This is a genomic window from Flavobacterium columnare (genome assembly GCF_014844295.1).
GTDB classification, from domain to species: Bacteria; Bacteroidota; Bacteroidia; order Flavobacteriales; family Flavobacteriaceae; genus Flavobacterium; species Flavobacterium columnare.
Genome location: NZ_CP054494.1, coordinates 851,667 through 876,687, shown reverse-complemented (window position 1 = coordinate 876,687; position 25,021 = coordinate 851,667). Strand labels below are relative to the sequence as shown.

The window sequence follows — 25,021 nt, the reverse complement described above, 5'->3', positions numbered from 1 at the left end:
TTTTTTTTTATGTTTTTTTTATAATTGCTATAATATAAACAATAAATTTATGTGAAAAATGGAATTTCTACTATTGAACCCCTTCTTGTTACTGGTTCCATTGCTATATTGTAGATGTATGGTGCTTTTTTTGTTGACTAAATAAAAGCCTACTCCTAAGCTTTTTAGGTTGCTTTTTGTGTTTGAAATTATGTTTTCAGTATATGCGTAATCTATAATGCTATGCAGGTAGAAATGGTTGTTAATTTTGTATCTGTATTCTGAGAGTATTGAAGTTAATAAATTGGTTTGAAGACTGTTGTCGTTAAATCCTCTGATTGAATTAATGCCACCAAATTGAAATAGTTCGTTGGTTAGGTAATCGGAACTTTTTAGGTAATAATTTTGACTTTTAACGAACAGACTGTTTTTGTCGTTCAAATAGAATAGATGCGATAGTTCAGCTAATGTAAAAAATTGTGATATAGATTTAGAGGTGTTTCTTCTTCCTGTTCCTATTTTAAGGATGAAATTTGTTTTTTCAAAAAAAGGAATTTCGTTTGAATTATAATTTAGGTGATGGAAGCTAAAAGTGTAAAAAAAATTTTTATAGTCTGTCAGTGTTTTTAAGTCTGAGTTTTGTATATCGCTTGATTCTGTTTCTTGGTATCCTATGTACCAACGAGTATTATAGTTTAATAAGTATCCTAATTCGATTTCGGATTTTGTTTTTTGAAAGATAGAGTCTTGTTTGAAAATACTTAATTCCCCTTTTACTATTAATGGGGTTTTGAAGAGGTAAGGTATTTCTGTGTTTAAATTGAAAACGCTCTGTTGTTCTCCGTTGTCTTTCCAGTAGATGTTAAATTTTTCTCCCCAGTTTAGAGTGTTTAATAGTTTGAAATCTAAATAGCCATTGAGTTTTAGATTGTTTTTGAGGGAGGTAAAGCCTATATATCCGTCAAAAGTGTTTCTCTTTTGTTTTTCGAGGTATGTATAAATTGTTGTAGAGTCTTTTGTAAAAAGAATTTCTGCTTCTTTTGTGATTTTGCAGAAAGGAAGCTTTTTGAAATCATTGTTGATTTTTTTTAATTCATTGTCGTTGAAAATCCTTTTTTTGTGATGCTTGAGTATAATGTTTAGATGGTTTTTAGGGAAGTTGGGATAGCCGTTTATATTAATTTGGTTGATGGTTCTTTCTGGGTCTTTAGTGATAATAATTTCAGATACTAAATTTTTACCTCTTTTATTTATATTGGAAAGTCTTATTTGGCTAAGAGGGTAGCCTTTTTTTTCTAGAGTTATGGTGAACTTTAGAAATTGATCGTTTATGTTTTTAAAATCTATTTTTAAGGTATCTTGATCGTTTTCTAATAGATTTTTGTAAGTTCCTAAAAAAATATGGATTTTTTGGATGCAATCCCCTAATTTGTATCTAATGTAGTAGGTGCTGTCATTTATCTTTTGATTAATGACTGTTGTTTGTTCTATGTATCCTTTTTCGGTTAATTTTTTTGCAATCTGACTTATTTCTTTGTTTAAAGAAGTGAGGTTGGGATGTCTTTTGTAGGAAGATAGGGAGTCTATTATTTTGCTTTCGTGGATAGAATTTCCTTCAGTTTTTAAAACTAAATATTGTCCCCAATTTTTTTGAGATAGGGTAAAATACAGGATAAGTAGGATAAGTTGTTTCAAGAGTTTATATTTTGGGTAAAAATAACGTAAAAAAAATAACTTTAATTGTGGTTAAAATAACTGTGCTGGAAATTAATTATTTAGAGTTTGTTTTTTGAAAAATAATCTATACATTTGCAACCCCGTAAATAGCGGGTTTTTATAAACTAGTAAATAATTTAGTATTAATTATGCCAACAATTCAACAATTAGTAAGAACTGGAAGAGCCAAATTAACTAAGAAGAGTAAATCGGCTGCTTTAGATTCTTGTCCTCAAAGAAGAGGGGTTTGTACGCGTGTGTATACTACTACGCCTAAAAAGCCAAACTCAGCAATGCGTAAAGTTGCGCGTGTGCGTTTGACTAATGGTAATGAAGTAAATGCTTACATCCCAGGTGAAGGACACAATCTGCAAGAGCACTCGATAGTATTAGTTAGAGGTGGAAGGGTAAAAGATTTACCAGGAGTTAGATACCACATCGTACGTGGTGCTTTGGATACAGCCGGAGTGAACGGTCGTTTACAAAGAAGATCTAAATATGGTGCTAAACGCCCTAAAGACAAAAAGTAATTTTTAATTAAGTAAAGAGTGAGTGGTGAAAAGCAAAAAGTAACTAGTGAATAGCGGGTAGCTTTAAGCTTTGAGCTTTGAACTTTAAACTTTAAAAAAGTAACAAAAAAGAAATGAGAAAAAGACAGGCCAAAAAAAGACCTCTTTTACCAGATCCAAAATTTAACGATCAATTAGTAACACGTTTCGTGAACAACTTAATGTGGGATGGTAAAAAATCGACTGCTTTTGCAGTATTCTACGATGCATTAGAAATCGTTGAAACTAAAAAGCAAGATGCTGAAAAATCAGCGTTAGAAATTTGGAAAGACGCTTTAACTAATGTTATGCCTCACGTAGAAGTACGTTCTCGTCGTGTAGGTGGTGCTACATTCCAAATTCCAATGCCTATTCGTCCAGATAGAAAAATTTCTATGTCGATGAAATGGTTAATTCTTTACGCAAGAAGAAGAAATGAGAAATCTATGGCAGCTCGTTTAGCGTCTGAAATTTTAGCTGCTGCTAAAGAAGAAGGTGCTGCTGTTAAGAAAAGAATGGATACTCATAAAATGGCGGAAGCTAACAAAGCATTCTCTCACTTTAGATTTTAATTCGTAAAGAAATGGCAAGAGATTTAAAATATACTAGAAATATTGGTATTGCTGCTCACATCGATGCAGGTAAGACAACCACTACAGAGCGTATCTTGTTCTATACAGGTAAGTCTCATAAAATAGGAGAGGTGCACGATGGTGCTGCTACTATGGACTGGATGGCACAAGAGCAAGAAAGAGGTATCACAATTACTTCGGCGGCTACAACTTGTACTTGGAACTTTCCAACAGATCAAGGTAGAAATATAGCTGAGTCTAAACCGTACCACTTTAATATTATCGATACTCCAGGTCACGTTGACTTTACAGTAGAGGTAAACCGTTCATTACGTGTATTAGATGGTTTAGTTTTCTTATTTTCTGCGGTTGATGGTGTTGAGCCTCAATCTGAAACGAACTGGAGATTAGCTGACCAGTACAGAGTTCCTCGTATGGGATTCGTAAACAAAATGGACCGTCAAGGTTCTAATTTCCTTAATGTGTGTCAACAAGTTAAGGATATGTTGCGTTCTAATGCGGTAGCTATTACTTTGCCAATTGGTGAGGAGAATGATTTTAAAGGAGTAGTTGACTTAGTGAAAAATCAAGCTATTGTATGGCATGATGAAACACAAGGAGCTACTTTTGATATCATCGATATCCCTGCAGATATGGTTGATGAAGTAAAAGAATACCGTTCTAAATTAATTGAAGAAATCGCTTCTTATGATGAAAACTTATTAGATAAGTATATGGAAGATGAAAATTCAATTACAGAAGAGGAAATTAACAACGCATTACGTGCTGCTACCATTGATATGGCAATTATTCCTATGTTGTGTGGATCTTCATTCAAAAACAAAGGAGTTCAGTTTATGTTGGATGCAGTTTGTAAATATTTACCATCTCCTTTAGATAAAGAGGGTATTGAAGGTATTCATCCTGATGATGCTGATTTGTTAGAGGAAGATCAAACTAAAATCTTGCGTCGTCCAGATGTAAAAGAGCCATTTGCTGCTTTAGCGTTCAAAATTGCTACGGATCCTTATGTAGGGCGTTTAGCTTTCTTCCGTGCATATTCGGGGCGTTTAGATGCTGGTTCTTATATATTGAATACACGTTCAGGAAATAAAGAGCGTATCTCTCGTATCTACCAAATGCACGCAAACAAGCAAAATCCAATCGAATATATTGAGGCGGGGGATATTGGTGCAGCAGTAGGTTTTAAAGATATCAAAACAGGTGATACAATGTGTGATGAGAAAAATCCTATCATTCTTGAATCAATGAAATTCCCTGATCCGGTAATCGGTATTGCTATTGAGCCTAAAACTAAGGCTGACGTAGATAAAATGGGTATGGCTTTAGCTAAATTAGCTGAAGAAGATCCAACGTTTACTGTTAGAACTGATGAGGCTTCAGGGCAAACAATTATCTCTGGTATGGGTGAGCTTCACTTAGATATCTTAGTAGATCGTATGAAACGTGAGTTCAAAGTTGAAGTGGATCAAGGTGAACCTCAAGTAGAGTACAAAGAAGCTTTTACCAAATCGGCACAACACCGTGAAGTTTATAAAAAACAATCAGGGGGTCGTGGTAAATTTGGTGATATCGTTTTCCGTTTAGAGCCTGCAGAAGCTGGAACTATGGGGTTAACGTTTGTTAATGAAGTAAAAGGGGGTAATGTTCCTAAAGAATATATTCCTGCTGTAGAGAAAGGTTTTAGAGAGGCTATGAAACAAGGGCCTTTGGCAGGATATGCTGTAGATAGCTTGAAAGTAACTTTGTTGGATGGTTCTTATCACCCAGTGGATTCAGATGCTTTATCTTTTGAATTAGCTGCTAAATTAGGTTATAAAGAAGTAGCTAAAGCTGCTGGTGCTGTAATTCTTGAGCCAATCATGAAAATTGAAGTTATCACTCCAGAAGAAAATATGGGGGATATCGTAGGTGACTTAAACCGTCGTCGTGGTCAAGTAAATGATATGGGAGATAGAAACGGGGCTAAAACTATTAAAGCAAACGTTCCATTATCAGAAATGTTTGGTTATGTAACGACTTTGAGAACTTTATCTTCTGGTCGTGCTACGTCTACAATGGAATTCTCTCATTACGAAGAAACACCATCGAACATTTCAGAAGCAGTAATTAAGAAAGCTAAAGGTAACGCTTAATTTTTAAGAAAATGAGTCAAAAAATCAGAATAAAATTAAAATCTTACGATCATATGTTGGTTGATAAATCAGCAGAAAAAATCGTAAAAACTGTAAAAAGTACAGGTGCAGTAGTTACTGGTCCAATTCCATTACCTACTAATAAAAAGATTTTCACTGTGTTGCGTTCTCCGCACGTAAACAAAAAATCAAGAGAACAATTCGAAGTGAGTTCATACAAAAGATTGTTGGATATTTATTCTTCATCTTCAAAAACCATCGATGCTTTAATGAAATTAGAGCTACCAAGTGGAGTAGAAGTTGAAATTAAAGTGTGATAATTTACTCAAATTAAAATATTTAAGCATTATGTTTTGATATTCAAAACATAATGCTTACTTTTGCGCACTCAAAATTAGAGTTATATATATTATTAATAATTAATTATTTAAGTATGTCTGGGTTAATCGGAAAGAAAATCGGAATGACTAGCATCTTCGACGAGAACGGGAAAAACATCCCTTGTACTGTTATTGAAGTTGGTCCTTGCGTTGTTACCCAAGTCAGAACCAATGAGGTTGACGGGTATGAGGCTCTTCAACTTGGTTTCGATGACAAATCTGCAAAGCAAACTAATAAGGCTGCTGAAGGGCACTTCAAAAAAGCGGGTACGGTTGCTAAAAAGAAGGTTGTTGAATTCCAAGGGTTTGAAGCTGAGCACAAATTAGGAGATGTGATCACTGTGGATTTATTCGCTGAGGGTGAATTCGTAGATGTTCAAGGTGTATCAAAAGGAAAAGGTTTCCAAGGGGTTGTTAAACGTCACGGTTTTGGTGGTGTTGGACAAGTTACTCATGGTCAGCACAACCGTTTGAGAGCGCCAGGTTCAGTAGGTGCTTCATCTTATCCTTCCAGAGTATTCAAAGGAATGCGTATGGCAGGAAGAATGGGTGGAGACAATGTAAAAGTTCAAAATCTTAGAGTTTTAAAAGTAGTGGCTGAAAAGAACTTACTTGTTGTTAAAGGATGTGTTCCTGGTCACAAAGACTCTTATGTAATCGTTCAGAAGTAATGGAAGTAAAAGTATTAGATATCAACGGAAAAGATACTGGGAGAAAAGTTCAACTTTCTGATTCAGTTTTCGCAATTGAGCCTAATAACCACGCTCTATACTTAGATGTGAAACAATATTTGGCTAACCAACGTCAAGGAACTCACAAGTCTAAAGAAAGAGCAGAAGTTGCTGGTAGTACTCGTAAAATCAAAAAGCAAAAAGGAACTGGTACTGCTCGTGCAGGATCTAAAAAGAGTCCTTTGTTTAAAGGAGGAGGAACAGTTTTTGGTCCAAGACCAAGAAACTACTCTTTCAAATTAAATAAAGCATTAAAACGTTTAGCTCGTAAATCAGCTTTAACTTTAAAAGCGAAAGAATCTAACTTAATCGTATTAGAAGACTTCGGTTTCGAAGCTCCAAGTACTAAAAATTTTATTAACGTATTGAAAGCGTTAGGGTTAGAAAACAAAAAATCATTGTTCGTGTTAGGTGGTGACAACAAAAATGTTTACTTATCATCTCGTAACTTACAAAAATCTTCTGTAATCACTAACTCAGAATTAAGTACTTATGCGATATTAAACGCAAATAATTTAGTTCTTTTAGAGGGATCTTTAGAAGGAATCGAACAAAATTTAAGCAAATAATAGGCCATGAGTATCATTATAAAACCTATCGTTACGGAAAAAGTAACTAAAGACGGAGAAATATTCAACCGTTTTGGTTTCGTTGTAGATAAAAAAGCTAACAAAGTTCAAATTAAGAAAGCTGTTGAAGCTGCTTATGGAGTAACTGTTGTAGAAGTGAATACAATGAATGTACGTCCAGATCGCACCACCAAATATACAAAAAGTGGTATGATAGCTGGTAAAACTAATGCTTACAAAAAAGCAATCGTACAAGTTAAAGAAGGAGAAACAATTGATTTTTACAACAACTAAGTAAAGTAAGATGTCAGTAAGAAAATTAAAACCTATTACCCCAGGTCAGCGTTTTAGAGTTGTTAATGGTTTTGACGCCATTACTACTGATAAGCCGGAGCGCTCATTAATCGCACCGAAAAAATCATCTGGAGGTAGAAATAGTCAAGGAAAGATGACTATGCGTTATACAGGCGGTGGTCACAAACAAAGATATCGTATCATCGATTTCAAAAGAACTAAAGATGGAATTCCAGCTACAGTGAAATCAATCGAGTACGATCCAAACAGAACAGCTTTTATCGCATTATTGGCTTATGCTGATGGTGAAAAAAGATATATTATTGCTCAAAATGGTTTAAAAGTTGGGCAAACTGTAGTTTCGGGTGCTGATGTAGCTCCTGAAATCGGGAATACTATGCCGTTAAGCAAAATTCCTCTAGGAACAGTAATTTCTTGTATTGAGTTACGTCCAGGTCAAGGTGCAACTATTGCTCGTTCGGCTGGTACATTTGCTCAATTAATGGCTCGTGATGGTAAATATGCTACTATCAAAATGCCTTCTGGAGAAACAAGATTAATCTTGTTAACTTGTTCTGCAACTATAGGTGCTGTTTCTAACTCAGATCACCAGTTAATCGTTTCTGGTAAAGCAGGTAGATCTAGATGGTTAGGTAGAAGACCTAGAACAAGACCAGTAGCTATGAACCCTGTTGATCACCCAATGGGTGGTGGTGAAGGACGTTCATCTGGAGGTCACCCACGTTCAAGAAAAGGTTTACCAGCTAAAGGTTATAGAACCCGTGCTAAACAAAACCCGAGCAACAAGTATATTGTAGAACGTAGAAAGAAATAATAAGATATGGCACGTTCATTAAAAAAAGGACCTTTTGTACACTATAAATTAGAAAAGAAAGTATTGGAGAATGCTGAGGCAGGAAACAAGAATGTTGTTAAAACTTGGTCTAGAGCTTCAATGATTACTCCAGATTTCGTAGGACAAACAATCGCAGTTCACAACGGTCGTCAATTTGTTCCAGTATATGTTACTGAAAACATGGTAGGACACAAGTTAGGTGAATTTTCACCAACTAGATCTTTTAGAGGTCACGCTGGAGCTAAAAATAAAGGTAAAAAATAAAAGAAGACATGGGAGTTCGTAAAAGAGAAGCAGCAGAAGCAAGAAAAGAGGCTAATAAGTCTTTAGCGTTTGCTAAATTAAATAACTGCCCTACTTCACCTAGAAAAATGCGCTTAGTAGCAGACTTGGTAAGAGGTCAGAAAGTTGAGAATGCACTAAATATATTAAGATTTAGTCAAAAAGAAGCTTCAAGAAAATTAGAAAAACTATTATTATCTGCTATTAACAACTGGGAACAGAAAAATAGTGAAGGTAATGTAGCTGAAGCAGGCTTATTTGTAAAAGAGATCAAAGTGGATGGTGGTATGATGTTAAAAAGATTACGCCCAGCTCCACAAGGTCGCGCACACAGAATTAGAAAACGTTCTAATCACGTTACAATCGTATTAGGATCAATTAATAACACACAAAGCAATTAATAAAGATGGGACAAAAGACTAATCCAATCGGAAATCGCCTTGGTATCATCAGAGGATGGGATTCTAACTGGTATGGTGGTAATGACTACGGTGATAAAATCGCTGAAGATTACAAAATCAGAAAGTATATCCACGCTCGTTTATCAAAAGCTAGTGTGTCGAAAGTAATTATCGAAAGAACTTTAAAGCTTGTAACCGTTACTATCACTACGGCTCGTCCTGGTATCATTATTGGTAAAGGCGGTCAAGAGGTAGACAAGTTAAAAGAAGAACTTAAGAAAATTACAGACAAAGAGGTTCAAATCAATATCTTTGAAATCAAAAGACCTGAGTTAGATGCTTATTTGGTAGCTAATAGTATTTGTCGTCAAATCGAAGGCCGTATCTCTTATAGAAGAGCAATTAAAATGGCTATAGCTGCTTCTATGAGAATGAATGCAGAAGGAATCAAAGTAATGATTTCTGGTCGTTTAAACGGTGCTGAAATGGCGCGTTCAGAAAGTTTCAAAGAAGGACGTATTCCTCTATCAACTTTCAGAGCTGATATTGATTATGCTTTAGCAGAAGCACATACTACTTACGGTAGAATGGGTGTTAAGGTATGGATCATGAAAGGTGAAGTTTACGGAAAAAGAGACCTTTCGCCACTTGTAGGTATGGATAAAAAAGCTGCAGCTGGTAAAGGTGGTGATGCTCCACGTGGTGGAAAATCAAACGGTAAACAAGGAGCTCGTAAAAGAAAGTAATTTTTAAATTAAAGAAAAATGTTACAGCCTAAAAGAACAAAATACCGTAAGGTACAGAAAGGTAGAATGAAAGGGAACTCGACTAGAGGTCATGAACTTTCAAATGGAATGTTTGGAATTAAATCGGTTCACGAAACAGGTGCTTTCTTAACTTCACGCCAAATCGAAGCGGCTCGTATTGCAGCAACTCGTTACATGAAACGTGAAGGGCAATTATGGATCAAAATTTTCCCAGACAAACCTATCACTAAGAAGCCTCTTGAAGTACGTATGGGTAAAGGTAAAGGTGCAGTTGAATACTGGGCTGCTGTTGTTAAACCAGGAAGAATTATGTTTGAGGTAGGTGGTGTGCCACTAGCGGTTGCAAAAGAGGCTTTACGTCTTGCCGCTCAAAAATTACCAGTAAAAACTAAATTCGTCGTTGCTAGAGATTTCGAAGCATAATATAAGAAGATTATGAAACAATCAGAAATTAAAAATCTATCTGCAGCTGAGTTACAAGAAAAGCTAGTTCAATTAAAAAAGACTTATGCCGACCTAACGATTGCTCATGCTATTTCTCCAATCGAGAATCCACTTCAAATTAGAAGTATCAGACGTTCAGTAGCGAGAATCGCAACTGAATTAACTAAAAGAGAGCTTCAATAATAGTATTCAGCTGAAAAGATGGAAAAAAGAAATTTAAGAAAAGAGAGAGTTGGTGTAGTTACTTCTAACAAAATGGATAAATCTATTGTTGTTTCTCAAGTAACAAGAGTAAAACACCCATTATATGGTAAGTTCGTGTTAAAAACTAAAAAATATGTTGCACACGACGAAAAGAATGACTGTAACATTGGTGATACAGTAAAAATCATGGAAACTCGTCCATTAAGTAAAACTAAATGTTGGAGATTAGTTGAAATCATTGAAAGAGCTAAATAATTATGGTACAACAGGAATCAAGACTAAAAGTAGCAGATAATACGGGAGCTAAGGAAGTTTTAACTATCCGTGTTTTAGGTGGAACAAAAAGACGTTACGCCTCAGTTGGTGACAAAATTGTAGTAGCTATCAAAGATGCAACTCCTAACGGAAACGTTAAGAAAGGTGCGGTTTCAACTGCAGTTGTTGTTAGAACAAAAAAAGAAGTAAGAAGAGCTGATGGTTCTTATATCCGTTTCGATGATAACGCTTGTGTATTATTAAATGCAGCAGGTGAAATGAGAGGAACTCGTGTATTCGGTCCTGTAGCTAGAGAACTTCGTGAAAAACAATTCATGAAAATTGTATCATTAGCACCAGAAGTGCTTTAATTATTATTACGATGATGAAGCTAAAAATAAAATCAGGTGACACTGTAAAAGTTATCGCTGGTGACCATAAAGGTGCTGAAGGTAAAGTTTTACGTGTAATTCGTGAAAAAAACAAAGCGGTAGTTGAGGGGGTAAACATGGTGTCTAAGCACACTAAGCCAAGTGCTCAAAATCCTCAAGGTGGAATCGTTAAAAAAGAAGCTCCTATACACGTTTCAAACTTAATGTTAGTAGATACTAAAGGTAATGCTACTAAAGTAGGTTTTAAAGTAGAAGGGGATAAGAAAGTAAGATTTTCAAAAAAATCTAATCAAGTATTATAGTAATGGCTTATATACCTAGACTAAAAGAAGAATATAAGAGCAGAGTAATTGCTGCTCTTACAACAGAATTCGGTTACAAAAACGTAATGGAAGTTCCAAAATTGGAAAAAATCGTTGTGAGCCGTGGTGTTGGTGCAGCTGTGTCTGATAAAAAACTTATCGATTATGCTGTAGAAGAGTTGACAAAGATTACTGGTCAAAAAGCAGTTCCTACTATCTCTAAGAAAGACGTTGCTTCTTTCAAATTGAGAAAAGGTATGCCGATTGGTGCAAAAGTAACTTTGCGTGGAGAAAGAATGTATGAGTTTTTAGATCGTCTAATTACTTCTTCTTTACCTCGTGTAAGAGATTTCAATGGTATCAAATCTACAGGATTTGATGGTAGAGGAAACTACAACCTTGGAGTACTTGAACAAATTATCTTTCCAGAAATTGATATTGATAAAGTAAATAAAATTTCAGGAATGGATATTACTTTTGTAACATCTGCGAAAACAGATAAAGAAGCAAAATCATTATTAGCTGAATTAGGTTTACCTTTTAAAAAGAATTAAGACATGGCTAAAGAATCAATGAAAGCCCGCGAGGTGAAAAGACAAAAAACGGTAGAAAAATATGCAGAGAAAAGAAAAGCTTTGTTAGAAGCTGGAGATTATGTATCTTTGCAAAAATTACCAAAGAATGCTTCGCCCGTTCGTTTGCACAATCGTTGTAAATTAACAGGTAGACCAAGAGGGTATATGCGTCAATTCGGTATTTCACGTGTAACTTTCCGTGAAATGGCAAACCAAGGATTGATACCAGGAGTTAGAAAAGCTAGCTGGTAAGATTATAAAAGAGATTATTAACAGGTTATAGGTTCAACCCGCGAGTGTGGGTTGAAAACCATAACCGCAATTTTGTTTATATGTATACAGATCCAATTGCGGATTTCTTAACAAGAATTAGAAATGCTTCGAAAGCAAGCCATAAAGTGGTGGAAATTCCTGCATCTAATTTGAAAAAAGAAATCACAAAAATCTTATTCGATCAAGGTTATATCCTTAGCTACAAATTCGAAAATGAGACTGTTCAAGGAACAATCAAAATCGCTTTAAAGTATGATAAAGATACTAAAGAAGCGGTAATCAAGAACATTCAAAGAATTAGTAAACCAGGTTTACGTAAGTATGCAGGTGCTACTAAATTACCTAGAATCTTAAATGGTTTAGGTGTTGCTATCGTTTCTACTTCAAAAGGAGTAATGACGGATAAGCAAGCTAGACAATTAAATGTAGGTGGTGAGGTAATTTGTTACGTATACTAAAAAAGAGTTAAGAGATGTCAAGAATAGGTAAAAGTCCAATCGCCATTCCTGCTGGAATAACTGTAGAATTAAAAGATTCAGTTATCACTGTAAAAGGGAAATTAGGGCAACTTTCTCAAGAGATTACTGACAATGTAACAGTAACAGTTGAAGAAAATCAGGTTCTTGTTTCAAGAGCTGCAGATAGCAAAGAAGAAAGAGCTCAACATGGTTTATTTAGAGCTTTAATCAATAACATGATTACTGGTGTATCTACTGGTTTTACAAAAGAATTAGAATTAGTGGGTGTTGGATACCGTGCTTCTAATCAAGGAAATAAACTTGATTTGGCTTTAGGGTATTCTCATAATATCGTTTTAGAAGTGGCTCCAGAGGTAACTGTGGAAACCGTTTCAGAAAAGGGTAAAAATCCTATTGTAAAGCTAACTTCTTATGACAAACAGTTGTTAGGTCAAGTGGCGGCTAAAATCCGCTCTTTCCGTAAGCCTGAACCTTACAAAGGAAAAGGTATTAAGTTTGTAGGTGAAGTATTAAGAAGAAAAGCAGGTAAATCAGCTTAAAAAATAAGATTATGTCATTAACAAAATCTGAAAGAAGACAAAGAATACAGTACAGAATCAGAAAGATTGTAAGCGGAACTGCTGCAAGACCTCGTTTATCTGTATTCAGAAGTAACAAAGAAATCTATGCTCAGCTTATAGATGATGTAAATGGTGTTACATTATTAGCTGCTTCTTCTCGTGAAAAAGAAGTAGATACTAAAGGTACTAAAGTTGAAGTAGCAGCAGTAGTAGGTAAACTACTTGCTGAAAGAGCTTTAAAAGCAGGTATCGATACAGTAACATTTGATAGAGGTGGTTATTTGTACCACGGTCGTGTTCAATCATTAGCAGAAGGCGCTAGAGCGGCTGGATTAAAATTCTAAGAAATTATGTATCATAATTATAAAAACGTAGAACTAGTAAAACCAGGAGGTCTTGAATTAAAAGACCGTTTGGTTAGTGTTAATCGTGTTACTAAAGTTACTAAAGGTGGTAGAGCATTTGGTTTCTCAGCTATCGTAGTAGTAGGTGACGAGAACGGTGTAGTTGGACACGGATTAGGAAAATCTAAAGACGTTTCTGAAGCTATTGCAAAAGCAGTAGAAGATGCTAAGAAGAACTTAGTACGTATTCCTTTGAGTGGACAATCAGTGCCTCATGAGCAAAAAGGTAAATTTGGTGGAGCTAGAGTATTATTAATGCCAGCTTCTCATGGTACTGGAGTTATTGCGGGTGGTGCTGTACGTGCGGTTCTTGAATCAGTAGGGGTTCACGATGTATTATCTAAATCTCAAGGTTCTTCTAACCCTCATAATGTGGTAAAAGCTACTTTTGATGCTTTATTACAAATGAGAAGCGCAGTAACTGTTGCTAAACAAAGAGGAGTATCTTTAGAGAAAGTATTCAAAGGTTAATTCAAGGAAATTATGGCTAAGATATTAGTAAAACAAGTAAGAAGCATTATTAATTGTCCTCAAGATCAAAAGAGAACAATGCAAGCTTTAGGACTTCGTAAAATGGGTCAAGTAGTTGAGCATGAAGCAACTCCTGCTATCCTTGGAATGGTAAATAAAGTTAAACACTTAGTTTCTTCTGAAGAAACTAAATAACAAATGACTGTTATGAATTTAAGTAATTTACAGCCAGCTGAAGGTTCAACACATAACCAAAATAAAAGAGTAGGTAGAGGAGAAGGTTCTGGTAAAGGTGGTACTGCTGCACGTGGTCACAAAGGAGCTAAATCTCGTTCAGGTTACTCTAAAAAAATTGGTTTTGAAGGAGGTCAGATGCCTCTTCAAAGACGTGTTCCTAAGTTTGGATTCAAAAATATTAACAGAGTTGAATATCAAGGTGTAAACTTAGATACTTTACAAACTCTAGTTGATAATGGTCTTGTAACGGATACGGTAGATTTTACTACTTTAGTTGCAAGCCGTTTAGCTACTAAAACTGAAGTTGTTAAAATTTTAGGTAGAGGTGAGCTTAAAGCTAAATTAAAAGTTAGTGCACACAAATTCACTGCATCTGCTAAAGCTGCTATCGAAGCGGCTGGTGGAGAAGCTATAGAATTATAAATTTTCTAGACACGATGAAAAAATTTATTGAATCGTTACAAAACGTTTGGAAAATTGAGGAACTAAGAAACAGAGTCCTATTTACTTTAGGACTCCTGTTAGTTTATCGTTTTGGAGCTCACGTAACACTACCGGGAATTGATGCAACTCAGTTGCAAGGATTAACTAATCAAACGGATAAGGGTATTGGTTGGTTAATTAACGTATTTACGGGAGGTGCTTTTTCACAAGCATCTGTTTTTGCGTTGGGTATAATGCCTTATATTTCTGCGTCAATTGTTGTTCAGTTAATGGGAATTGCTATTCCTTATTTACAAAAACTACAAAAAGAAGGAGAAAGTGGAAGAAAGAAGATGAACCAAATTACAAGATGGTTAACCATTGGTATCACACTAATTCAAGGGCCTGGTTATATCTATAATCTGTACCGTACTTTACCAGGTGAAGCATTTTTACTAGGATTTAATTCATTTGCTTTCTTGTTCTCATCTGTATTAATTTTAACTACAGGTACTTTGTTTGCTATGTGGTTAGGAGAAAAAATTACAGATAAAGGAATCGGAAACGGTATTTCGTTGTTAATCTTAGTAGGTATTGTTGCTCGTTTACCACAAGCATTTGCTCAGGAGTTTTCATCTGCTGTTTCTCAAAACAACGGAGGTTTAATGAAGATTGTTGTAGAAATCATCGTGTGGTTACTTGTAATTATTGCCTGTGTTTTAATGACTATGGCTGTTAGAAAGGTGGCGGTGCAATATGCGCGTCGTACTGTTTCTGGAGACTTAGAGCAGGATTTAATGGGGGGGAATCGTCAGTTTATTCCTTTAAAATTAAATGCTTCGGGTGTTATGCCAATCATTTTTGCACAAGCTATTATGTTTATACCTGCTGCTGTGGCTGGTTTATCATCTTCTGAAACAGCTCAATCAATCAGTACAAGATTCCAAAACATATTTGGTTGGGAGTATAATTTAGTGTTTGCTACGTTAATTGTAATTTTTACGTACTTTTACACTGCGATTACTATGCCAACTACAAGAATGGCTGATGATTTAAAAAGAAGTGGGGGTTTTATTCCAGGGGTTAAGCCTGGACTGGAAACAGCAGACTTTTTAGATCATGTGATGTCCTTGATTACATTTCCAGGAGCTATTTTCCTAGCATTGTTAGCTGTGTTCCCAGCTATCGTTATGAATGTGTTAGGAGTGCAACAGCAATGGGCATTGTTCTTTGGTGGTACATCACTCTTGATTTTGGTTGGAGTTGCAATAGATACAATTCAACAAATTAATTCATATTTGTTAAATCAACATTATGATGGTTTGATGAAAACGGGTAAAAACAGAAAAGCAGTAGCTTAATATGGCAAAACAATCAGCAATTGAACAAGACGGAACAATTATAGAGGCATTGTCAAATGCCATGTTCCGAGTAGAGTTAGAAAACGGGCATATTGTAATTGCTCACATTTCTGGAAAAATGCGTATGCACTATATCAAATTGTTACCTGGTGACAAAGTGAAACTGGAAATGAGCCCTTACGATTTGTCTAAAGCAAGAATTACTTATAGATACTAAAATGAAAGTAAGAGCATCAATTAAGAAGAGAAGTGCAGAATGCATTATCGTTCGTAGAAAAGGAAGACTATACGTTATTAACAAAAAGAATCCTAGATTTAAACAAAGACAAGGATAATTATGGCAAGAATAGCAGGGGTAGATATACCTAAAAACAAAAGAGGTGTCATCGCTTTGACATATATCTTCGGAATTGGAAAAAGCAGAGCTATCGAAATTTTAGAGAAAGCTCAAGTAAGCCAAGATAAAAAAGTTCAAGAATGGAATGACGACGAGATCGGAGCTATCCGTGAAGCGGTTTCTTATTACAAAATTGAAGGAGAATTACGTTCTGAAACTTCATTAAACATCAAACGTTTAATGGATATTGGATGTTACAGAGGTATCCGTCACAGATCTGGTCTTCCTTTAAGAGGTCAAAGAACTAAGAACAATTCTAGAACAAGAAAAGGTAAAAGAAAAACTGTTGCTAACAAGAAGAAAGCAACTAAATAATAATTAGTAATATGGCGAAAGCAAATACAAAAAAACGTAAAGTTGTTGTTGAGTCTACTGGTGAGGCACACGTAAGTTCAACTTTTAACAACATCATTATTTCTTTAACAAATAAGAAAGGTGAAGTTGTTGCTTGGTCATCTGCTGGTAAAATGGGCTTCAGAGGTTCTAAAAAGAATACTCCGTATGCAGCTCAAATGGCAGCTGAAGACTGTTCAAAAGTTGCTTTAGAAGCTGGTCTTAAAAAAGTAAAAGTGTTCGTTAAAGGACCTGGAAACGGAAGAGAATCAGCTATCCGCTCAATCCATAATTCAGGTATAGAAGTAACTGAGATCATTGACGTTACTCCAATGCCACACAACGGATGTCGTCCTCCAAAAAGACGTAGAGTTTAATTTTTTTATATTATTTAAGTATAACTAGGTTGGTACATGAGTGCGGAGGATTTATTAGACCTGAATTCGCAATTTCAACCTTAAACAATTTTTAAAATGGCAAGATATACTGGTCCTAAAACTAAAATTGCTCGTAAGTTTGGCGAAGCAATCTTCGGAGATGACAGAGCCTTCGAAAAGAGAAATTACCCTCCAGGGCAACACGGTTTAGCTAAAAAAAGAGGTAAAAAATCTGAATATGCTATCCAGTTAATGGAAAAACAAAAAGCTAAATATACCTATGGTATTTTAGAAAAGCAATTCAGAAATTTATTCGAAAAAGCTTCTGCTGCTTCTGGTGTAACAGGTGAAATCCTTTTACAATTATGTGAAGCTCGTTTAGATAATGTAGTTTACAGAATGGGTGTGGCACCTTCAAGAAGAGCTGCTAGACAAATTGTAACTCACAGACATATTACAGTAAATGGTGAAGTGGTTAACGTTCCTTCTTACCATTTAAAACCAGGTGACAAAGTTGCTGTTCGTGAAAAATCTAAATCTTTAGAATCAATCGAACGTTCTTTAGCTGCTGCTTCTCAAGTGTATGAGTGGATCGTATGGAATAACGATACGAAAGAAGGTACTTTTGTATCAGTTCCTCAAAGATTACAAATCCCTGAGAACATTAAAGAACAACTAATTGTCGAATTGTACAACAAATAATAATAATTGACATCAGTCGAAATTTATGGCAATATTTAATTTTCAGAAGCCCGATAAAGTTATCATGATCGATTCTACTGATTTCGAAGGAAAATTCGAATTCAGACCTCTTGAACCAGGTTACGGATTGACTGTTGGTAACGCTTTAAGAAGAGTTTTACTTTCTGCTCTTGAGGGTTATGCTATCACTTCTATTCGTATCGAAGGAGTGGATCATGAGTTCTCTACTATACCTGGTGTTGTAGAAGACGTAACTGAAATTATCCTTAACTTAAAACAAGTACGTTTTAAACGTCAAATTGAAGATATCGATAACGAATCAGTTTCTATTTCTTTATCAGGTAAAGATCAAATTACTGCTGGTGATTTTCAAAAATTTATTTCAGGTTTCCAAGTGTTAAATCCTGAATTAGTAATTTGTAATTTAGACAGCAATGTAAATTTGAACATGGAAATGACCATCGAAAAAGGTCGTGGTTATGTTCCAGCAGAGGAAAACAAAAAACAAAATGCTGCAATCGGTACTATATTTACTGATTCTATCTTTACACCTGTAAAGAATGTGAAGTACGCTATTGAAAACTTCCGTGTTGAGCAAAAAACGGATTATGAAAAATTAGTTTTTGAAATAAAAACAGATGGTTCTATCCATCCTAAAGATGCTCTAACTGAAGCGGCTAAGGTATTAATTCACCATTTTATGTTATTCTCTGATGAGAGAATCACTCTTGAGGCTGATGAAATTGCTCAAACAGAATCATATGATGAGGAATCATTACATATGAGACAGTTATTGAAAACTAAATTAGTTGATATGGACTTATCTGTAAGAGCATTAAACTGCTTAAAGGCTGCTGAAGTTGATACATTAGGAGACTTAGTATCGTTCAACAAACATGACTTAATGAAGTTCCGTAACTTTGGTAAAAAATCATTAACTGAGCTTGATGAATTAGTAGCCAATAAGAACTTAACGTTCGGAATGGATTTGTCAAAATATAAGTTAGATAAAGAATAATAGTCTTCATATTTTGCTCTCCAAAGTGGATTGATGCAAGATGAAGTTTAAAAAGCAACGTCATGAGACACGGAAAAAAAGTAAACCATTTAAGCAGACAGGCTGGACATAGAAAAGCTATGTTAGCTAATATGGCTTGTTCATTAATCGAACATAAACGTATTAATACAACTGTTGCTAAAGCTAAAGCGCTTAAACAATTTGTTGAGCCATTAGTAACAAAATCTAAAGAAGATACAACTCATAATCGTCGTACAGTTTTCGCTTACTTAAGAAATAAATATGCGGTTACTGAATTATTCAGAGATGTAGCTGCTAAAGTAGGTGACCGTCCAGGAGGATACACTCGTATCATCAAATTGGGGAACCGTTTAGGAGATAACGCTGATATGGCAATGATTGAGTTAGTGGATTTTAACGAAATCTACAACGGTGGTAAAAAAGAGGTTAAAAAAGCGAAAAGCCGCCGTGGTAGTAAAGCTAAAAAATCTGAATCTGCTGCTGAAACTCCTGCAACTGAAGAATCTTCTGAATCTGCAGAATAATATGATGCTCAATTCATAAATATAAAAAAGGATAAACTTTTTGGTTTATCCTTTTTTTTTTGAATAAATTTGTCAAACTTTTTTAAACAATGCAACACACAACAAAACAGTCTGCCATCTTACTTCTGGCAGACGGAACAATTTTTCATGGTAAATCTGTAGGGATTTCAGGTAAAACTTTTGGAGAAGTTTGTTTTAATACTGGAACTACAGGATACCAAGAAATTTTTACCGATCCTTCTTATTTTGGGCAAATCATGGTGACTACCAATGCACATATTGGGAATTATGGGGTTAATGGAAATGAAGTAGAATCAGATAAAATTATGATTTCAGGATTGGTTTGTAAAAATTTCTCAGCTTTCCATTCACGTTCTGATTCTGAAAGTAATCTTTTTGATTACTTTAAAAAGGAAAATTTAATCTGTATTTCTGATGTTGATACACGTGCTTTAGTGAGTTATATACGTGATCATGGTGCCCAAAATGCAGTCATTTGTACAGATGGTACACCTGTAGAAGAATTAAAGCAACTGTTAGCAGCTACTCCAGATATGAAAGGATTGGAATTAGCATCTAAAGTATCTACTACAGAACCTTATTTTTATGGTGATGAAAATGCAACGTATAAAATTTCAGCCTTAGATTTAGGAATTAAAAAAAATATTCTACGCAATTTGGCAAAACGGGATTGTTATATCAAAGTTTTTCCTTATAACGCTTCTTTTGAAGATTTAAAAGGTTTTAATCCTGATGGTTTTTTCTTGTCTAATGGTCCTGGTGATCCAGATCCTCTTTATAGTGCACAGGAAGTAGCTCGTCAAATATTAAATGAAAATAAACCCTTATTCGGTATTTGTTTAGGTCACCAAGTAATTGCATTAGCTAATGGTGTATCTACTTATAAAATGTTTAATGGTCACCGTGGAATTAACCACCCTGTAAAAAATTTAATTACTGGTAAAGGAGAAATTACTTCACAAAATCATGGTTTTGCCGTGAATAGAGAAGAATTAGAACAACATGCAGACTTAGAAATCACACACGAACACTTAAATGACGGTACGGTTGCAGGCATGAGAATAATAAATAAAAATTGTTTTTCAGTTCAATATCATCCAGAAGCCAGTCCAGGGCCACATGACTCTTCTTATTTGTTTGATCAATTTATTGAAAATATAAAAGAATATAAAATTAAATAATAACTATTTTAGAAATTCTATTTTAGATTTCTAAAATCTAAAAACTTAAACAAAATGAGTATTATAATAAAAATTCATGCAAGACAAATCTTAGACTCAAGAGGTAATCCTACAGTAGAAGTAGATGTAGTGACAGAAAACGGCGTTTTAGGGCGTGCAGCGGTGCCTTCAGGAGCTTCTACAGGAGAACATGAAGCAGTTGAATTACGTGATGGCGGTACTGCATTCATGGGGAAAGGTGTTATGAAAGCCGTTGAAAATGTAAATACAACTATTGCAGAAGCTTTAGTAGGTACTTCTGTTTTCGAACAAAATCTTATCGATAAGATCATGATCGATTTAGATGGAACAGCTAATAAATCTAAATTAGGAGCTAATGCTATTTTAGGAGTATCATTAGCAGTAGCTAAAGCTGCGGCTAACGAGTTAGGCTTGCCTTTATATCGTTACGTAGGAGGAGTGTCTGGAAATACGCTACCTGTACCTATGATGAATATCATCAATGGCGGTTCGCATTCAGATGCGCCTATTGCTTTTCAAGAGTTTATGATTATGCCAGTAAAAGCAACTTCTTTTACGCATGCTATGCAAATGGGAACTGAAATTTTTCATAATTTAAAGAAAGTTTTACACGATAGAAACCTTTCTACGGCAGTAGGAGATGAAGGTGGTTTTGCTCCTAATTTAGCGGGTGGTACTGAAGATGCTTTGGATTCAATCAAATTAGCAGTAGAAAAAGCAGGTTATACTTTTGGTGATGATATTATGATTGCTTTAGATTGTGCCGCTTCTGAGTTTTATGTAAACGGAAATTATGATTATACAAAGTTTGAAGGCGAAAAAGGGAAAATAAGAACTTCTGTAGAACAAGTAGAATATTTGGCAGATTTATGTGCTAAATATCCAATCATTTCAATTGAGGATGGAATGTATGAAGATGATTGGTCTGGTTGGAAATTATTAACAGAAAAAATTGGTAATAAAGTACAATTAGTAGGTGATGATTTATTTGTTACTAATGTTGAACGCTTATCTCGTGGTATTTCGGAAGGTATAGCAAATTCAATTTTGATTAAAGTAAACCAAATCGGAACTTTAACAGAAACTATTGCTGCTGTAAATATGGCACATAATGCAGGATATACTTCAGTAATGTCTCATCGCTCTGGAGAAACAGAAGATAATACGATTGCGGATTTGGCAGTAGCTTTAAACTGTGGTCAAATAAAAACTGGTTCGGCTTCTCGTTCAGATCGTATGGCTAAATATAATCAGTTATTGCGCATTGAAGAGGAATTAGGTGATGTGGCTTATTTTTCTGGAAAAAATGCTTTTAAAGTAAAATAATTTATTTTTGAATGTTTAGAAAATCCTGAGTGCTAAAAGTACTCAGGATTTTTTTGTTTGTACGTGCTGTAAATGGTTCCAGACTTTGTATTACGTTAATAAAAAGAAGAAATATTTGGCTTACATAAAAAATGTGGGGAAGGGTAGTGTATTAAAAAGTGTGTAAAACATTTTTATAATCAATATTTCAATGTTCAAAATAAGATAAAGTGTAATATTTAATATTTAATATTTAATATTTAATCTGACAGTTACCAATTAAAGTATTAATTTTAAACAAAGATTAAATATGACAACAAATCAAAAAATAATAGGTAATAAAATTGGACTATTAAACTTAGCAAACAAATTAAAAAATGTATCAGAAGCTTGTAGGATTATGGGCTACGGTCGTGATAGTTTTTATCGTTTTCAAGAATTATATGAAACAGGAGGCGAATTAGCACTTCAAGAAATAAGTCGAAGCAAACCCATTATTAAAAATCGTGTTGAACCCTACATTGAGCAAAAAGTAGTAAGCATTGCTACAGATAATCCATCTCTAGGTCAGCAAAGAGTGAGTAATGAATTGCGTAAAGAAGGCATTGTACTTTCTCCTGGAGGAGTTCGTTCGATTTGGCTTCGTAATGATTTAGAGACCTTTAAAAAGCGATTAAAAGCCTTAGAGACAAAAGTAGCAAAAGAAGGTTTGATTCTTACTGAATCACAAGTCGTAGCCATTGAAAAAGCTAAAGAAGAAAAAGAAGCTCACGGAGAAATAGAAACCGCTCATCCAGGTTATTTGGGAGCACAAGACACCTATTATGTTGGCACAATTAAAGGAGTAGGAAGAATTTACCAACAAACTTTCATAGACACTTATTCTAAAGTTGCTTTTGCAAAACTATACGACCAAAAAAATTCACTCGTAGCAGCAGATATGCTTAATGATAAAGTGCTCCCATTTTATCAAGAACAAGATGTTTCTTTACTTAGAATACTTACCGATAGAGGAACAGAGTATTGTGGTTCACAAGATCACGATTTTCAACTTTATCTAGCTATTGAAGACATAGATCATACTAATACCATTTAAGCTTAAAATATACTGGATTAAAAAGTAAAGTTCTCAATACGCTTTTTTTAAAGAACTCGAACAGACGGTTGAGTTATATAATTGAAATCATCGTTAGTTCGAGCGCGAAGCGCATCGAGAAGCAACGCTAATTTTTGTTGCTTTTGTAGATGTACTATTTTTAAAAAGAAAATTCAAAGTTTAAACGGTATAAAACCAAAGCTAGAAGTCCTCAGACGAATGGTATTTGCGAACGTTTTCATAGAACTATACAAAATGAATTTTATGCCATAGCTTTTAGAAAAAAAGTTTATAACTCAATTGAACAACTTCAAATAGACCTTGACCTTTGGCTGATAGAATACAATCAAAACAGATCCCATTCTGGTAAGTTTTGTTATGTACAAACTCCTTTAAAAACTTTTTTAGATACCAAATATTTGGCAGATGAAAAAAACTTGAATAAATTGCATCAGAATCATTTTTTTCTTTCATCTGAAAAAGCCCCCAAGGGAATTGAAAAAACAAACAATCTGACAAACTTAATTTAACTTACAACTGTCAGGTAAAGTAGTGGCTATTACACAATATTCTTAAAAATCCTGTAATGTTACAGCGCTTGAATGAGCTTGATGCACTTCCTGAAGATGATAAAAGATGTATTCTTTATACTCTTGATGGTTTGTTGAGAGATGCTAAAACTAGATTAGCTTATAAATAAAAGAAAAAGCCACTCAATGAGTGGCTTAAAAATTTTATTTTTCTAATAAAGAAATTATTGCTTTATCAAATTCTTTTTTCTTCTCTATAGGAACGTTTAAATAGCCTATATTAATAATTCCGTTATATTTATTTTTCCAATAAAGGTTATTTTTATCAATACCCTCTAATGTAATTGTATCGTTAGTTAAAAAGGCAAGCATGGCTTTATCATATAATTTTTCATCATTTTTTATGTTTTCATAATTACGAGAAGTATTGCCTTTTTCATTACTAATATATAGAATAGAATTGTCAGAATATACGAACTCTTTCTGCTTCCATTCATTGCCTCCTTGAATTTTCTTTACTTCAAATCCTTCTTTAATACTTACTTTATATGTATAATTTTTCTTTAAAGTATTACTAAAACCAGTATATTTAATAGCTTGATAGCCTTTCTTAGTTGAACAAGAAAAAATCATTATTATTAATAAACAATATATATATTTCATTTCTTAAGGTTTATACCAAAGGGGTTTTACATTTTGATTGGAGTTATTTAACATAGAAGGACCATAACTAGTTTTCATGCCATTTATATCAAATGTAGTTTGATAATGAGTTCTTAAGGGAAGATTTAATTGTCCTCTTAAGTTGTTCTCTCTAAATACCGCTTGGTACTCATCTCTTTTAACTCCATTTTCTCTTCTATCATCTAACATTCCTCTGTTGGAATCTAATGCGTGGAACATTTCGTGAGATAAATCTATTGTCGCATTCGTTTTCATACCTGCTGTTGTAGGTATACTTCCCCCAGAAGGATCCCAAGTTACTGCACCTCCTGAACCACCAGTCATATCAATTCCCATTTTTGTTAAAGCATCAAAAGAATTTTTTGCCGATGGGTCAGTAGCTAATTGATTTGCGTACCCTTTGTATCTATCCGTTTCATTAAACTCACTTGCTCCTTTTGAAATTGTAAATTCGTTTTTAGAAGATTGTAATTCTTGAATCATTGCTGAACCTTCTGCGCTTTTTGAAATTTGACCTAAAGCATCAACAGTCTTCTGTGTGAATTTATCTACTTTACCAGTATAAGCAGAACCGTCTTTATTGAAAAGATTACCGTTTTCGTATTTTAATTGTTGTTTATTGTTACCTATGATAATAATATCTTCAGGAGCCATTCCCGTTGGGTCTATTAATCTCAACGGATTGTTCATCACAAAACAGTACGGCGACCAGCTTGGAAACTTCTCGGCTAGTGGGTCAATACTTAAAAAATACTACTCCATAATTTCCTCGTGCGAGAACTTCAAAAACACCTACAATACAAAGAACTTCAAAGAACACAACAGGTTTTCAACCTTTTGCAAAATTAATCTTTTTTTTTCAATTGAATTTCATTTGAAAAAAAAGATTTGGTTTTTATCCATTTTCCAACTGCTGGTACAAAACCAACTTCGGAGTTTTCCTGTAGTCGGCTGGCTCTTTAGCCATCTTTAGCTCGATTTTTTTGGAAGATTGCCATTATACAAAACGTTGTTTTTAATCGGGATTTGTATGGCAATCTTCTAAAAAAATGAGCAAACAACCGAAGGGCGTTAGTAAGCGGTTCGCAAAAAAAAATAAATGCTTCTTTTTTGGATTTTATCCTCTTTCGGGTGGGTGAGCGTTGGCAAAAAAAAGGCAAAAAAAGGGCTTTCGAGCGTT

Annotated in this window: 37 protein-coding genes and 2 pseudogenes; 36 read left to right on the top strand and 3 right to left on the bottom strand. The window is 34.5% G+C overall.

The window, feature by feature from the left end; translation table 11 throughout:
* Positions 1–27: 27 nt before the first annotated feature.
* Positions 28–1,674, bottom strand: a complete 1,647-nt coding sequence (locus HUE53_RS03945; protein WP_065213074.1) for a BamA/TamA family outer membrane protein — start codon at positions 1,672–1,674, stop codon at positions 28–30.
* 170 nt (positions 1,675–1,844) lie between these two features.
* Here HUE53_RS03945 and rpsL point away from each other — a divergent pair, with 170 nt between their 5' ends.
* The 36 genes and pseudogenes from rpsL to HUE53_RS03765 form a co-directional block, all read left to right on the top strand.
* Positions 1,845–2,225, top strand: a complete 381-nt coding sequence (gene rpsL / locus HUE53_RS03940) for a 30S ribosomal protein S12 (protein ID WP_014166289.1) — start codon at positions 1,845–1,847, stop codon at positions 2,223–2,225.
* 113 nt (positions 2,226–2,338) lie between these two features.
* A complete protein-coding gene (gene rpsG, locus HUE53_RS03935; RefSeq protein WP_014166288.1) occupies positions 2,339–2,815 on the top strand; it encodes a 30S ribosomal protein S7 in 477 nt (158 codons plus the stop codon).
* Between the two features lie 11 nt (positions 2,816–2,826).
* Positions 2,827–4,971: an elongation factor G gene (gene fusA / locus HUE53_RS03930; protein WP_014166287.1), complete on the top strand. Its 2,145-nt coding sequence runs from the start codon at positions 2,827–2,829 to the stop codon at positions 4,969–4,971.
* Between the two features lie 11 nt (positions 4,972–4,982).
* Complete coding sequence (gene rpsJ, locus HUE53_RS03925; RefSeq protein ID WP_014166286.1) at positions 4,983–5,288, top strand: 30S ribosomal protein S10; 306 nt, start codon at positions 4,983–4,985, stop codon at positions 5,286–5,288.
* A 116-nt stretch (positions 5,289–5,404) separates the two neighbouring features.
* Positions 5,405–6,022, top strand: a complete 618-nt coding sequence (gene rplC, locus HUE53_RS03920) for a 50S ribosomal protein L3 (protein ID WP_014166285.1) — start codon at positions 5,405–5,407, stop codon at positions 6,020–6,022.
* Positions 6,022–6,651: a 50S ribosomal protein L4 gene (gene rplD / locus HUE53_RS03915; protein WP_014166284.1), complete on the top strand. Its 630-nt coding sequence runs from the start codon at positions 6,022–6,024 to the stop codon at positions 6,649–6,651. Before rplC ends, rplD begins: the two co-directional genes overlap by 1 nt.
* A 6-nt stretch (positions 6,652–6,657) precedes the next feature.
* Complete coding sequence (rplW, locus tag HUE53_RS03910; protein ID WP_014166283.1) at positions 6,658–6,945, top strand: 50S ribosomal protein L23; 288 nt, start codon at positions 6,658–6,660, stop codon at positions 6,943–6,945.
* A gap of 10 nt (positions 6,946–6,955) precedes the next feature.
* Positions 6,956–7,780, top strand: coding sequence for a 50S ribosomal protein L2 (gene rplB / locus HUE53_RS03905; protein ID WP_014166282.1), 825 nt, complete (start codon positions 6,956–6,958; stop codon positions 7,778–7,780).
* 6 nt (positions 7,781–7,786) lie between these two features.
* The gene (rpsS, locus tag HUE53_RS03900) at positions 7,787–8,065 is read left to right on the top strand and encodes a 30S ribosomal protein S19 (protein WP_014166281.1); all 279 of its coding nucleotides are present in this window, start codon (positions 7,787–7,789) and stop codon (positions 8,063–8,065) included.
* Between the two features lie 8 nt (positions 8,066–8,073).
* Positions 8,074–8,484, top strand: coding sequence for a 50S ribosomal protein L22 (rplV, locus tag HUE53_RS03895; protein ID WP_014166280.1), 411 nt, complete (start codon positions 8,074–8,076; stop codon positions 8,482–8,484).
* Between the two features lie 5 nt (positions 8,485–8,489).
* Complete coding sequence (gene rpsC, locus HUE53_RS03890) at positions 8,490–9,230, top strand: 30S ribosomal protein S3 (RefSeq protein WP_014166279.1); 741 nt, start codon at positions 8,490–8,492, stop codon at positions 9,228–9,230.
* Between the two features lie 18 nt (positions 9,231–9,248).
* On the top strand, positions 9,249–9,674 hold the full coding sequence (rplP, locus tag HUE53_RS03885) for a 50S ribosomal protein L16 (RefSeq protein ID WP_014166278.1): 426 nt from the start codon (positions 9,249–9,251) through the stop codon (positions 9,672–9,674).
* A 12-nt stretch (positions 9,675–9,686) separates the two neighbouring features.
* On the top strand, positions 9,687–9,878 hold the full coding sequence (gene rpmC, locus HUE53_RS03880; protein WP_014166277.1) for a 50S ribosomal protein L29: 192 nt from the start codon (positions 9,687–9,689) through the stop codon (positions 9,876–9,878).
* A gap of 18 nt (positions 9,879–9,896) precedes the next feature.
* The gene (gene rpsQ, locus HUE53_RS03875) at positions 9,897–10,154 is read left to right on the top strand and encodes a 30S ribosomal protein S17 (RefSeq protein WP_014166276.1); all 258 of its coding nucleotides are present in this window, start codon (positions 9,897–9,899) and stop codon (positions 10,152–10,154) included.
* 2 nt (positions 10,155–10,156) lie between these two features.
* Complete coding sequence (rplN, locus tag HUE53_RS03870) at positions 10,157–10,525, top strand: 50S ribosomal protein L14 (protein WP_014166275.1); 369 nt, start codon at positions 10,157–10,159, stop codon at positions 10,523–10,525.
* 11 nt (positions 10,526–10,536) lie between these two features.
* Positions 10,537–10,848, top strand: a complete 312-nt coding sequence (rplX, locus tag HUE53_RS03865) for a 50S ribosomal protein L24 (RefSeq protein ID WP_041253269.1) — start codon at positions 10,537–10,539, stop codon at positions 10,846–10,848.
* A 2-nt stretch (positions 10,849–10,850) separates the two neighbouring features.
* Positions 10,851–11,402: a 50S ribosomal protein L5 gene (gene rplE / locus HUE53_RS03860; RefSeq protein ID WP_014166273.1), complete on the top strand. Its 552-nt coding sequence runs from the start codon at positions 10,851–10,853 to the stop codon at positions 11,400–11,402.
* Between the two features lie 3 nt (positions 11,403–11,405).
* Complete coding sequence (gene rpsN, locus HUE53_RS03855; protein WP_014166272.1) at positions 11,406–11,675, top strand: 30S ribosomal protein S14; 270 nt, start codon at positions 11,406–11,408, stop codon at positions 11,673–11,675.
* 80 nt (positions 11,676–11,755) lie between these two features.
* Positions 11,756–12,154 carry a 30S ribosomal protein S8 gene (gene rpsH, locus HUE53_RS03850; protein ID WP_014166271.1) on the top strand — a complete coding sequence of 133 codons (399 nt, stop codon included), beginning with the start codon at positions 11,756–11,758 and terminating at the stop codon, positions 12,152–12,154.
* 14 nt (positions 12,155–12,168) lie between these two features.
* Entirely contained in the window at positions 12,169–12,714 is a 546-nt protein-coding gene (gene rplF / locus HUE53_RS03845; protein WP_014166270.1) for a 50S ribosomal protein L6, read from the top strand.
* Positions 12,715–12,725: 11 nt separating this feature from the next.
* A complete protein-coding gene (gene rplR / locus HUE53_RS03840) occupies positions 12,726–13,079 on the top strand; it encodes a 50S ribosomal protein L18 (RefSeq protein WP_065213076.1) in 354 nt (117 codons plus the stop codon).
* Between the two features lie 6 nt (positions 13,080–13,085).
* Positions 13,086–13,610 (top strand): 30S ribosomal protein S5, encoded by a 525-nt coding sequence (rpsE, locus tag HUE53_RS03835; protein WP_014166268.1) that lies wholly within the window; start codon positions 13,086–13,088, stop codon positions 13,608–13,610.
* Positions 13,611–13,622: 12 nt separating this feature from the next.
* Positions 13,623–13,805, top strand: coding sequence for a 50S ribosomal protein L30 (gene rpmD / locus HUE53_RS03830; protein WP_014166267.1), 183 nt, complete (start codon positions 13,623–13,625; stop codon positions 13,803–13,805).
* A 12-nt stretch (positions 13,806–13,817) separates the two neighbouring features.
* Positions 13,818–14,270 carry a 50S ribosomal protein L15 gene (gene rplO / locus HUE53_RS03825; RefSeq protein ID WP_014166266.1) on the top strand — a complete coding sequence of 151 codons (453 nt, stop codon included), beginning with the start codon at positions 13,818–13,820 and terminating at the stop codon, positions 14,268–14,270.
* A gap of 14 nt (positions 14,271–14,284) precedes the next feature.
* On the top strand, positions 14,285–15,631 hold the full coding sequence (secY, locus tag HUE53_RS03820) for a preprotein translocase subunit SecY (protein WP_014166265.1): 1,347 nt from the start codon (positions 14,285–14,287) through the stop codon (positions 15,629–15,631).
* Position 15,632: 1 nt separating this feature from the next.
* Positions 15,633–15,848, top strand: a complete 216-nt coding sequence (gene infA, locus HUE53_RS03815; protein ID WP_008254466.1) for a translation initiation factor IF-1 — start codon at positions 15,633–15,635, stop codon at positions 15,846–15,848.
* Between the two features lies 1 nt (position 15,849).
* Positions 15,850–15,966, top strand: a complete 117-nt coding sequence (ykgO, locus tag HUE53_RS03810; protein ID WP_014166264.1) for a type B 50S ribosomal protein L36 — start codon at positions 15,850–15,852, stop codon at positions 15,964–15,966.
* Between the two features lie 2 nt (positions 15,967–15,968).
* Positions 15,969–16,343, top strand: a complete 375-nt coding sequence (rpsM, locus tag HUE53_RS03805; protein ID WP_014166263.1) for a 30S ribosomal protein S13 — start codon at positions 15,969–15,971, stop codon at positions 16,341–16,343.
* An 11-nt stretch (positions 16,344–16,354) separates the two neighbouring features.
* Positions 16,355–16,738 carry a 30S ribosomal protein S11 gene (gene rpsK, locus HUE53_RS03800; protein WP_014166262.1) on the top strand — a complete coding sequence of 128 codons (384 nt, stop codon included), beginning with the start codon at positions 16,355–16,357 and terminating at the stop codon, positions 16,736–16,738.
* Positions 16,739–16,834: 96 nt separating this feature from the next.
* The gene (rpsD, locus tag HUE53_RS03795; RefSeq protein ID WP_014166261.1) at positions 16,835–17,440 is read left to right on the top strand and encodes a 30S ribosomal protein S4; all 606 of its coding nucleotides are present in this window, start codon (positions 16,835–16,837) and stop codon (positions 17,438–17,440) included.
* A 25-nt stretch (positions 17,441–17,465) separates the two neighbouring features.
* Positions 17,466–18,458: a DNA-directed RNA polymerase subunit alpha gene (locus HUE53_RS03790; RefSeq protein WP_014166260.1), complete on the top strand. Its 993-nt coding sequence runs from the start codon at positions 17,466–17,468 to the stop codon at positions 18,456–18,458.
* A gap of 62 nt (positions 18,459–18,520) precedes the next feature.
* Positions 18,521–19,003, top strand: coding sequence for a 50S ribosomal protein L17 (gene rplQ / locus HUE53_RS03785; protein ID WP_097609397.1), 483 nt, complete (start codon positions 18,521–18,523; stop codon positions 19,001–19,003).
* Positions 19,004–19,092: 89 nt separating this feature from the next.
* A complete protein-coding gene (carA, locus tag HUE53_RS03780; protein ID WP_065213077.1) occupies positions 19,093–20,205 on the top strand; it encodes a glutamine-hydrolyzing carbamoyl-phosphate synthase small subunit in 1,113 nt (370 codons plus the stop codon).
* A gap of 54 nt (positions 20,206–20,259) precedes the next feature.
* Positions 20,260–21,552 carry a phosphopyruvate hydratase gene (gene eno, locus HUE53_RS03775; protein ID WP_065213078.1) on the top strand — a complete coding sequence of 431 codons (1,293 nt, stop codon included), beginning with the start codon at positions 20,260–20,262 and terminating at the stop codon, positions 21,550–21,552.
* A gap of 289 nt (positions 21,553–21,841) precedes the next feature.
* Positions 21,842–22,621: pseudogene (locus HUE53_RS03770) on the top strand (helix-turn-helix domain-containing protein); the annotation flags it as partial.
* 197 nt (positions 22,622–22,818) lie between these two features.
* Positions 22,819–23,157: pseudogene (locus HUE53_RS03765) on the top strand (integrase core domain-containing protein); the annotation flags it as partial.
* 204 nt (positions 23,158–23,361) lie between these two features.
* Here HUE53_RS03765 and HUE53_RS03760 read toward each other — a convergent pair.
* Both HUE53_RS03760 and HUE53_RS03755 read right to left on the bottom strand, forming a co-directional pair.
* A complete protein-coding gene (locus HUE53_RS03760) occupies positions 23,362–23,820 on the bottom strand; it encodes a hypothetical protein (RefSeq protein ID WP_123906913.1) in 459 nt (152 codons plus the stop codon).
* A 3-nt stretch (positions 23,821–23,823) separates the two neighbouring features.
* Positions 23,824–24,531, bottom strand: a complete 708-nt coding sequence (locus HUE53_RS03755; RefSeq protein WP_077225906.1) for a M91 family zinc metallopeptidase — start codon at positions 24,529–24,531, stop codon at positions 23,824–23,826.
* Positions 24,532–25,021 lie beyond the last annotated feature (490 nt).

Coding starts and splice junctions, on each gene's coding strand:
- rplQ (WP_097609397.1), top strand. CDS start 18,521: ATGAGACACGGAAAAAAAGTAAACCATTTAAGCAGACAGGCTGGACAT.
- rpsD (WP_014166261.1), top strand. CDS start 16,835: ATGGCAAGATATACTGGTCCTAAAACTAAAATTGCTCGTAAGTTTGGC.
- eno (WP_065213078.1), top strand. CDS start 20,260: ATGAGTATTATAATAAAAATTCATGCAAGACAAATCTTAGACTCAAGA.
- rpsG (WP_014166288.1), top strand. CDS start 2,339: ATGAGAAAAAGACAGGCCAAAAAAAGACCTCTTTTACCAGATCCAAAA.
- rpsM (WP_014166263.1), top strand. CDS start 15,969: ATGGCAAGAATAGCAGGGGTAGATATACCTAAAAACAAAAGAGGTGTC.
- rpsK (WP_014166262.1), top strand. CDS start 16,355: ATGGCGAAAGCAAATACAAAAAAACGTAAAGTTGTTGTTGAGTCTACT.
- rplD (WP_014166284.1), top strand. CDS start 6,022: ATGGAAGTAAAAGTATTAGATATCAACGGAAAAGATACTGGGAGAAAA.
- rplX (WP_041253269.1), top strand. CDS start 10,537: ATGATGAAGCTAAAAATAAAATCAGGTGACACTGTAAAAGTTATCGCT.
- rpsS (WP_014166281.1), top strand. CDS start 7,787: ATGGCACGTTCATTAAAAAAAGGACCTTTTGTACACTATAAATTAGAA.
- ykgO (WP_014166264.1), top strand. CDS start 15,850: ATGAAAGTAAGAGCATCAATTAAGAAGAGAAGTGCAGAATGCATTATC.
- HUE53_RS03790 (WP_014166260.1), top strand. CDS start 17,466: ATGGCAATATTTAATTTTCAGAAGCCCGATAAAGTTATCATGATCGAT.
- carA (WP_065213077.1), top strand. CDS start 19,093: ATGCAACACACAACAAAACAGTCTGCCATCTTACTTCTGGCAGACGGA.
- rpmD (WP_014166267.1), top strand. CDS start 13,623: ATGGCTAAGATATTAGTAAAACAAGTAAGAAGCATTATTAATTGTCCT.
- rplW (WP_014166283.1), top strand. CDS start 6,658: ATGAGTATCATTATAAAACCTATCGTTACGGAAAAAGTAACTAAAGAC.
- secY (WP_014166265.1), top strand. CDS start 14,285: ATGAAAAAATTTATTGAATCGTTACAAAACGTTTGGAAAATTGAGGAA.
- fusA (WP_014166287.1), top strand. CDS start 2,827: ATGGCAAGAGATTTAAAATATACTAGAAATATTGGTATTGCTGCTCAC.
- rpsN (WP_014166272.1), top strand. CDS start 11,406: ATGGCTAAAGAATCAATGAAAGCCCGCGAGGTGAAAAGACAAAAAACG.
- rplV (WP_014166280.1), top strand. CDS start 8,074: ATGGGAGTTCGTAAAAGAGAAGCAGCAGAAGCAAGAAAAGAGGCTAAT.
- rpsC (WP_014166279.1), top strand. CDS start 8,490: ATGGGACAAAAGACTAATCCAATCGGAAATCGCCTTGGTATCATCAGA.
- rpsL (WP_014166289.1), top strand. CDS start 1,845: ATGCCAACAATTCAACAATTAGTAAGAACTGGAAGAGCCAAATTAACT.
- rplC (WP_014166285.1), top strand. CDS start 5,405: ATGTCTGGGTTAATCGGAAAGAAAATCGGAATGACTAGCATCTTCGAC.
- rplE (WP_014166273.1), top strand. CDS start 10,851: ATGGCTTATATACCTAGACTAAAAGAAGAATATAAGAGCAGAGTAATT.
- rpsQ (WP_014166276.1), top strand. CDS start 9,897: ATGGAAAAAAGAAATTTAAGAAAAGAGAGAGTTGGTGTAGTTACTTCT.
- rplB (WP_014166282.1), top strand. CDS start 6,956: ATGTCAGTAAGAAAATTAAAACCTATTACCCCAGGTCAGCGTTTTAGA.
- rpsE (WP_014166268.1), top strand. CDS start 13,086: ATGTATCATAATTATAAAAACGTAGAACTAGTAAAACCAGGAGGTCTT.
- rplO (WP_014166266.1), top strand. CDS start 13,818: ATGAATTTAAGTAATTTACAGCCAGCTGAAGGTTCAACACATAACCAA.
- rpsJ (WP_014166286.1), top strand. CDS start 4,983: ATGAGTCAAAAAATCAGAATAAAATTAAAATCTTACGATCATATGTTG.
- rpsH (WP_014166271.1), top strand. CDS start 11,756: ATGTATACAGATCCAATTGCGGATTTCTTAACAAGAATTAGAAATGCT.
- rplR (WP_065213076.1), top strand. CDS start 12,726: ATGTCATTAACAAAATCTGAAAGAAGACAAAGAATACAGTACAGAATC.
- rplF (WP_014166270.1), top strand. CDS start 12,169: ATGTCAAGAATAGGTAAAAGTCCAATCGCCATTCCTGCTGGAATAACT.
- HUE53_RS03755 (WP_077225906.1), bottom strand. CDS start 24,531: ATGAACAATCCGTTGAGATTAATAGACCCAACGGGAATGGCTCCTGAA.
- rplP (WP_014166278.1), top strand. CDS start 9,249: ATGTTACAGCCTAAAAGAACAAAATACCGTAAGGTACAGAAAGGTAGA.
- rpmC (WP_014166277.1), top strand. CDS start 9,687: ATGAAACAATCAGAAATTAAAAATCTATCTGCAGCTGAGTTACAAGAA.
- infA (WP_008254466.1), top strand. CDS start 15,633: ATGGCAAAACAATCAGCAATTGAACAAGACGGAACAATTATAGAGGCA.
- HUE53_RS03760 (WP_123906913.1), bottom strand. CDS start 23,820: ATGAAATATATATATTGTTTATTAATAATAATGATTTTTTCTTGTTCA.
- rplN (WP_014166275.1), top strand. CDS start 10,157: ATGGTACAACAGGAATCAAGACTAAAAGTAGCAGATAATACGGGAGCT.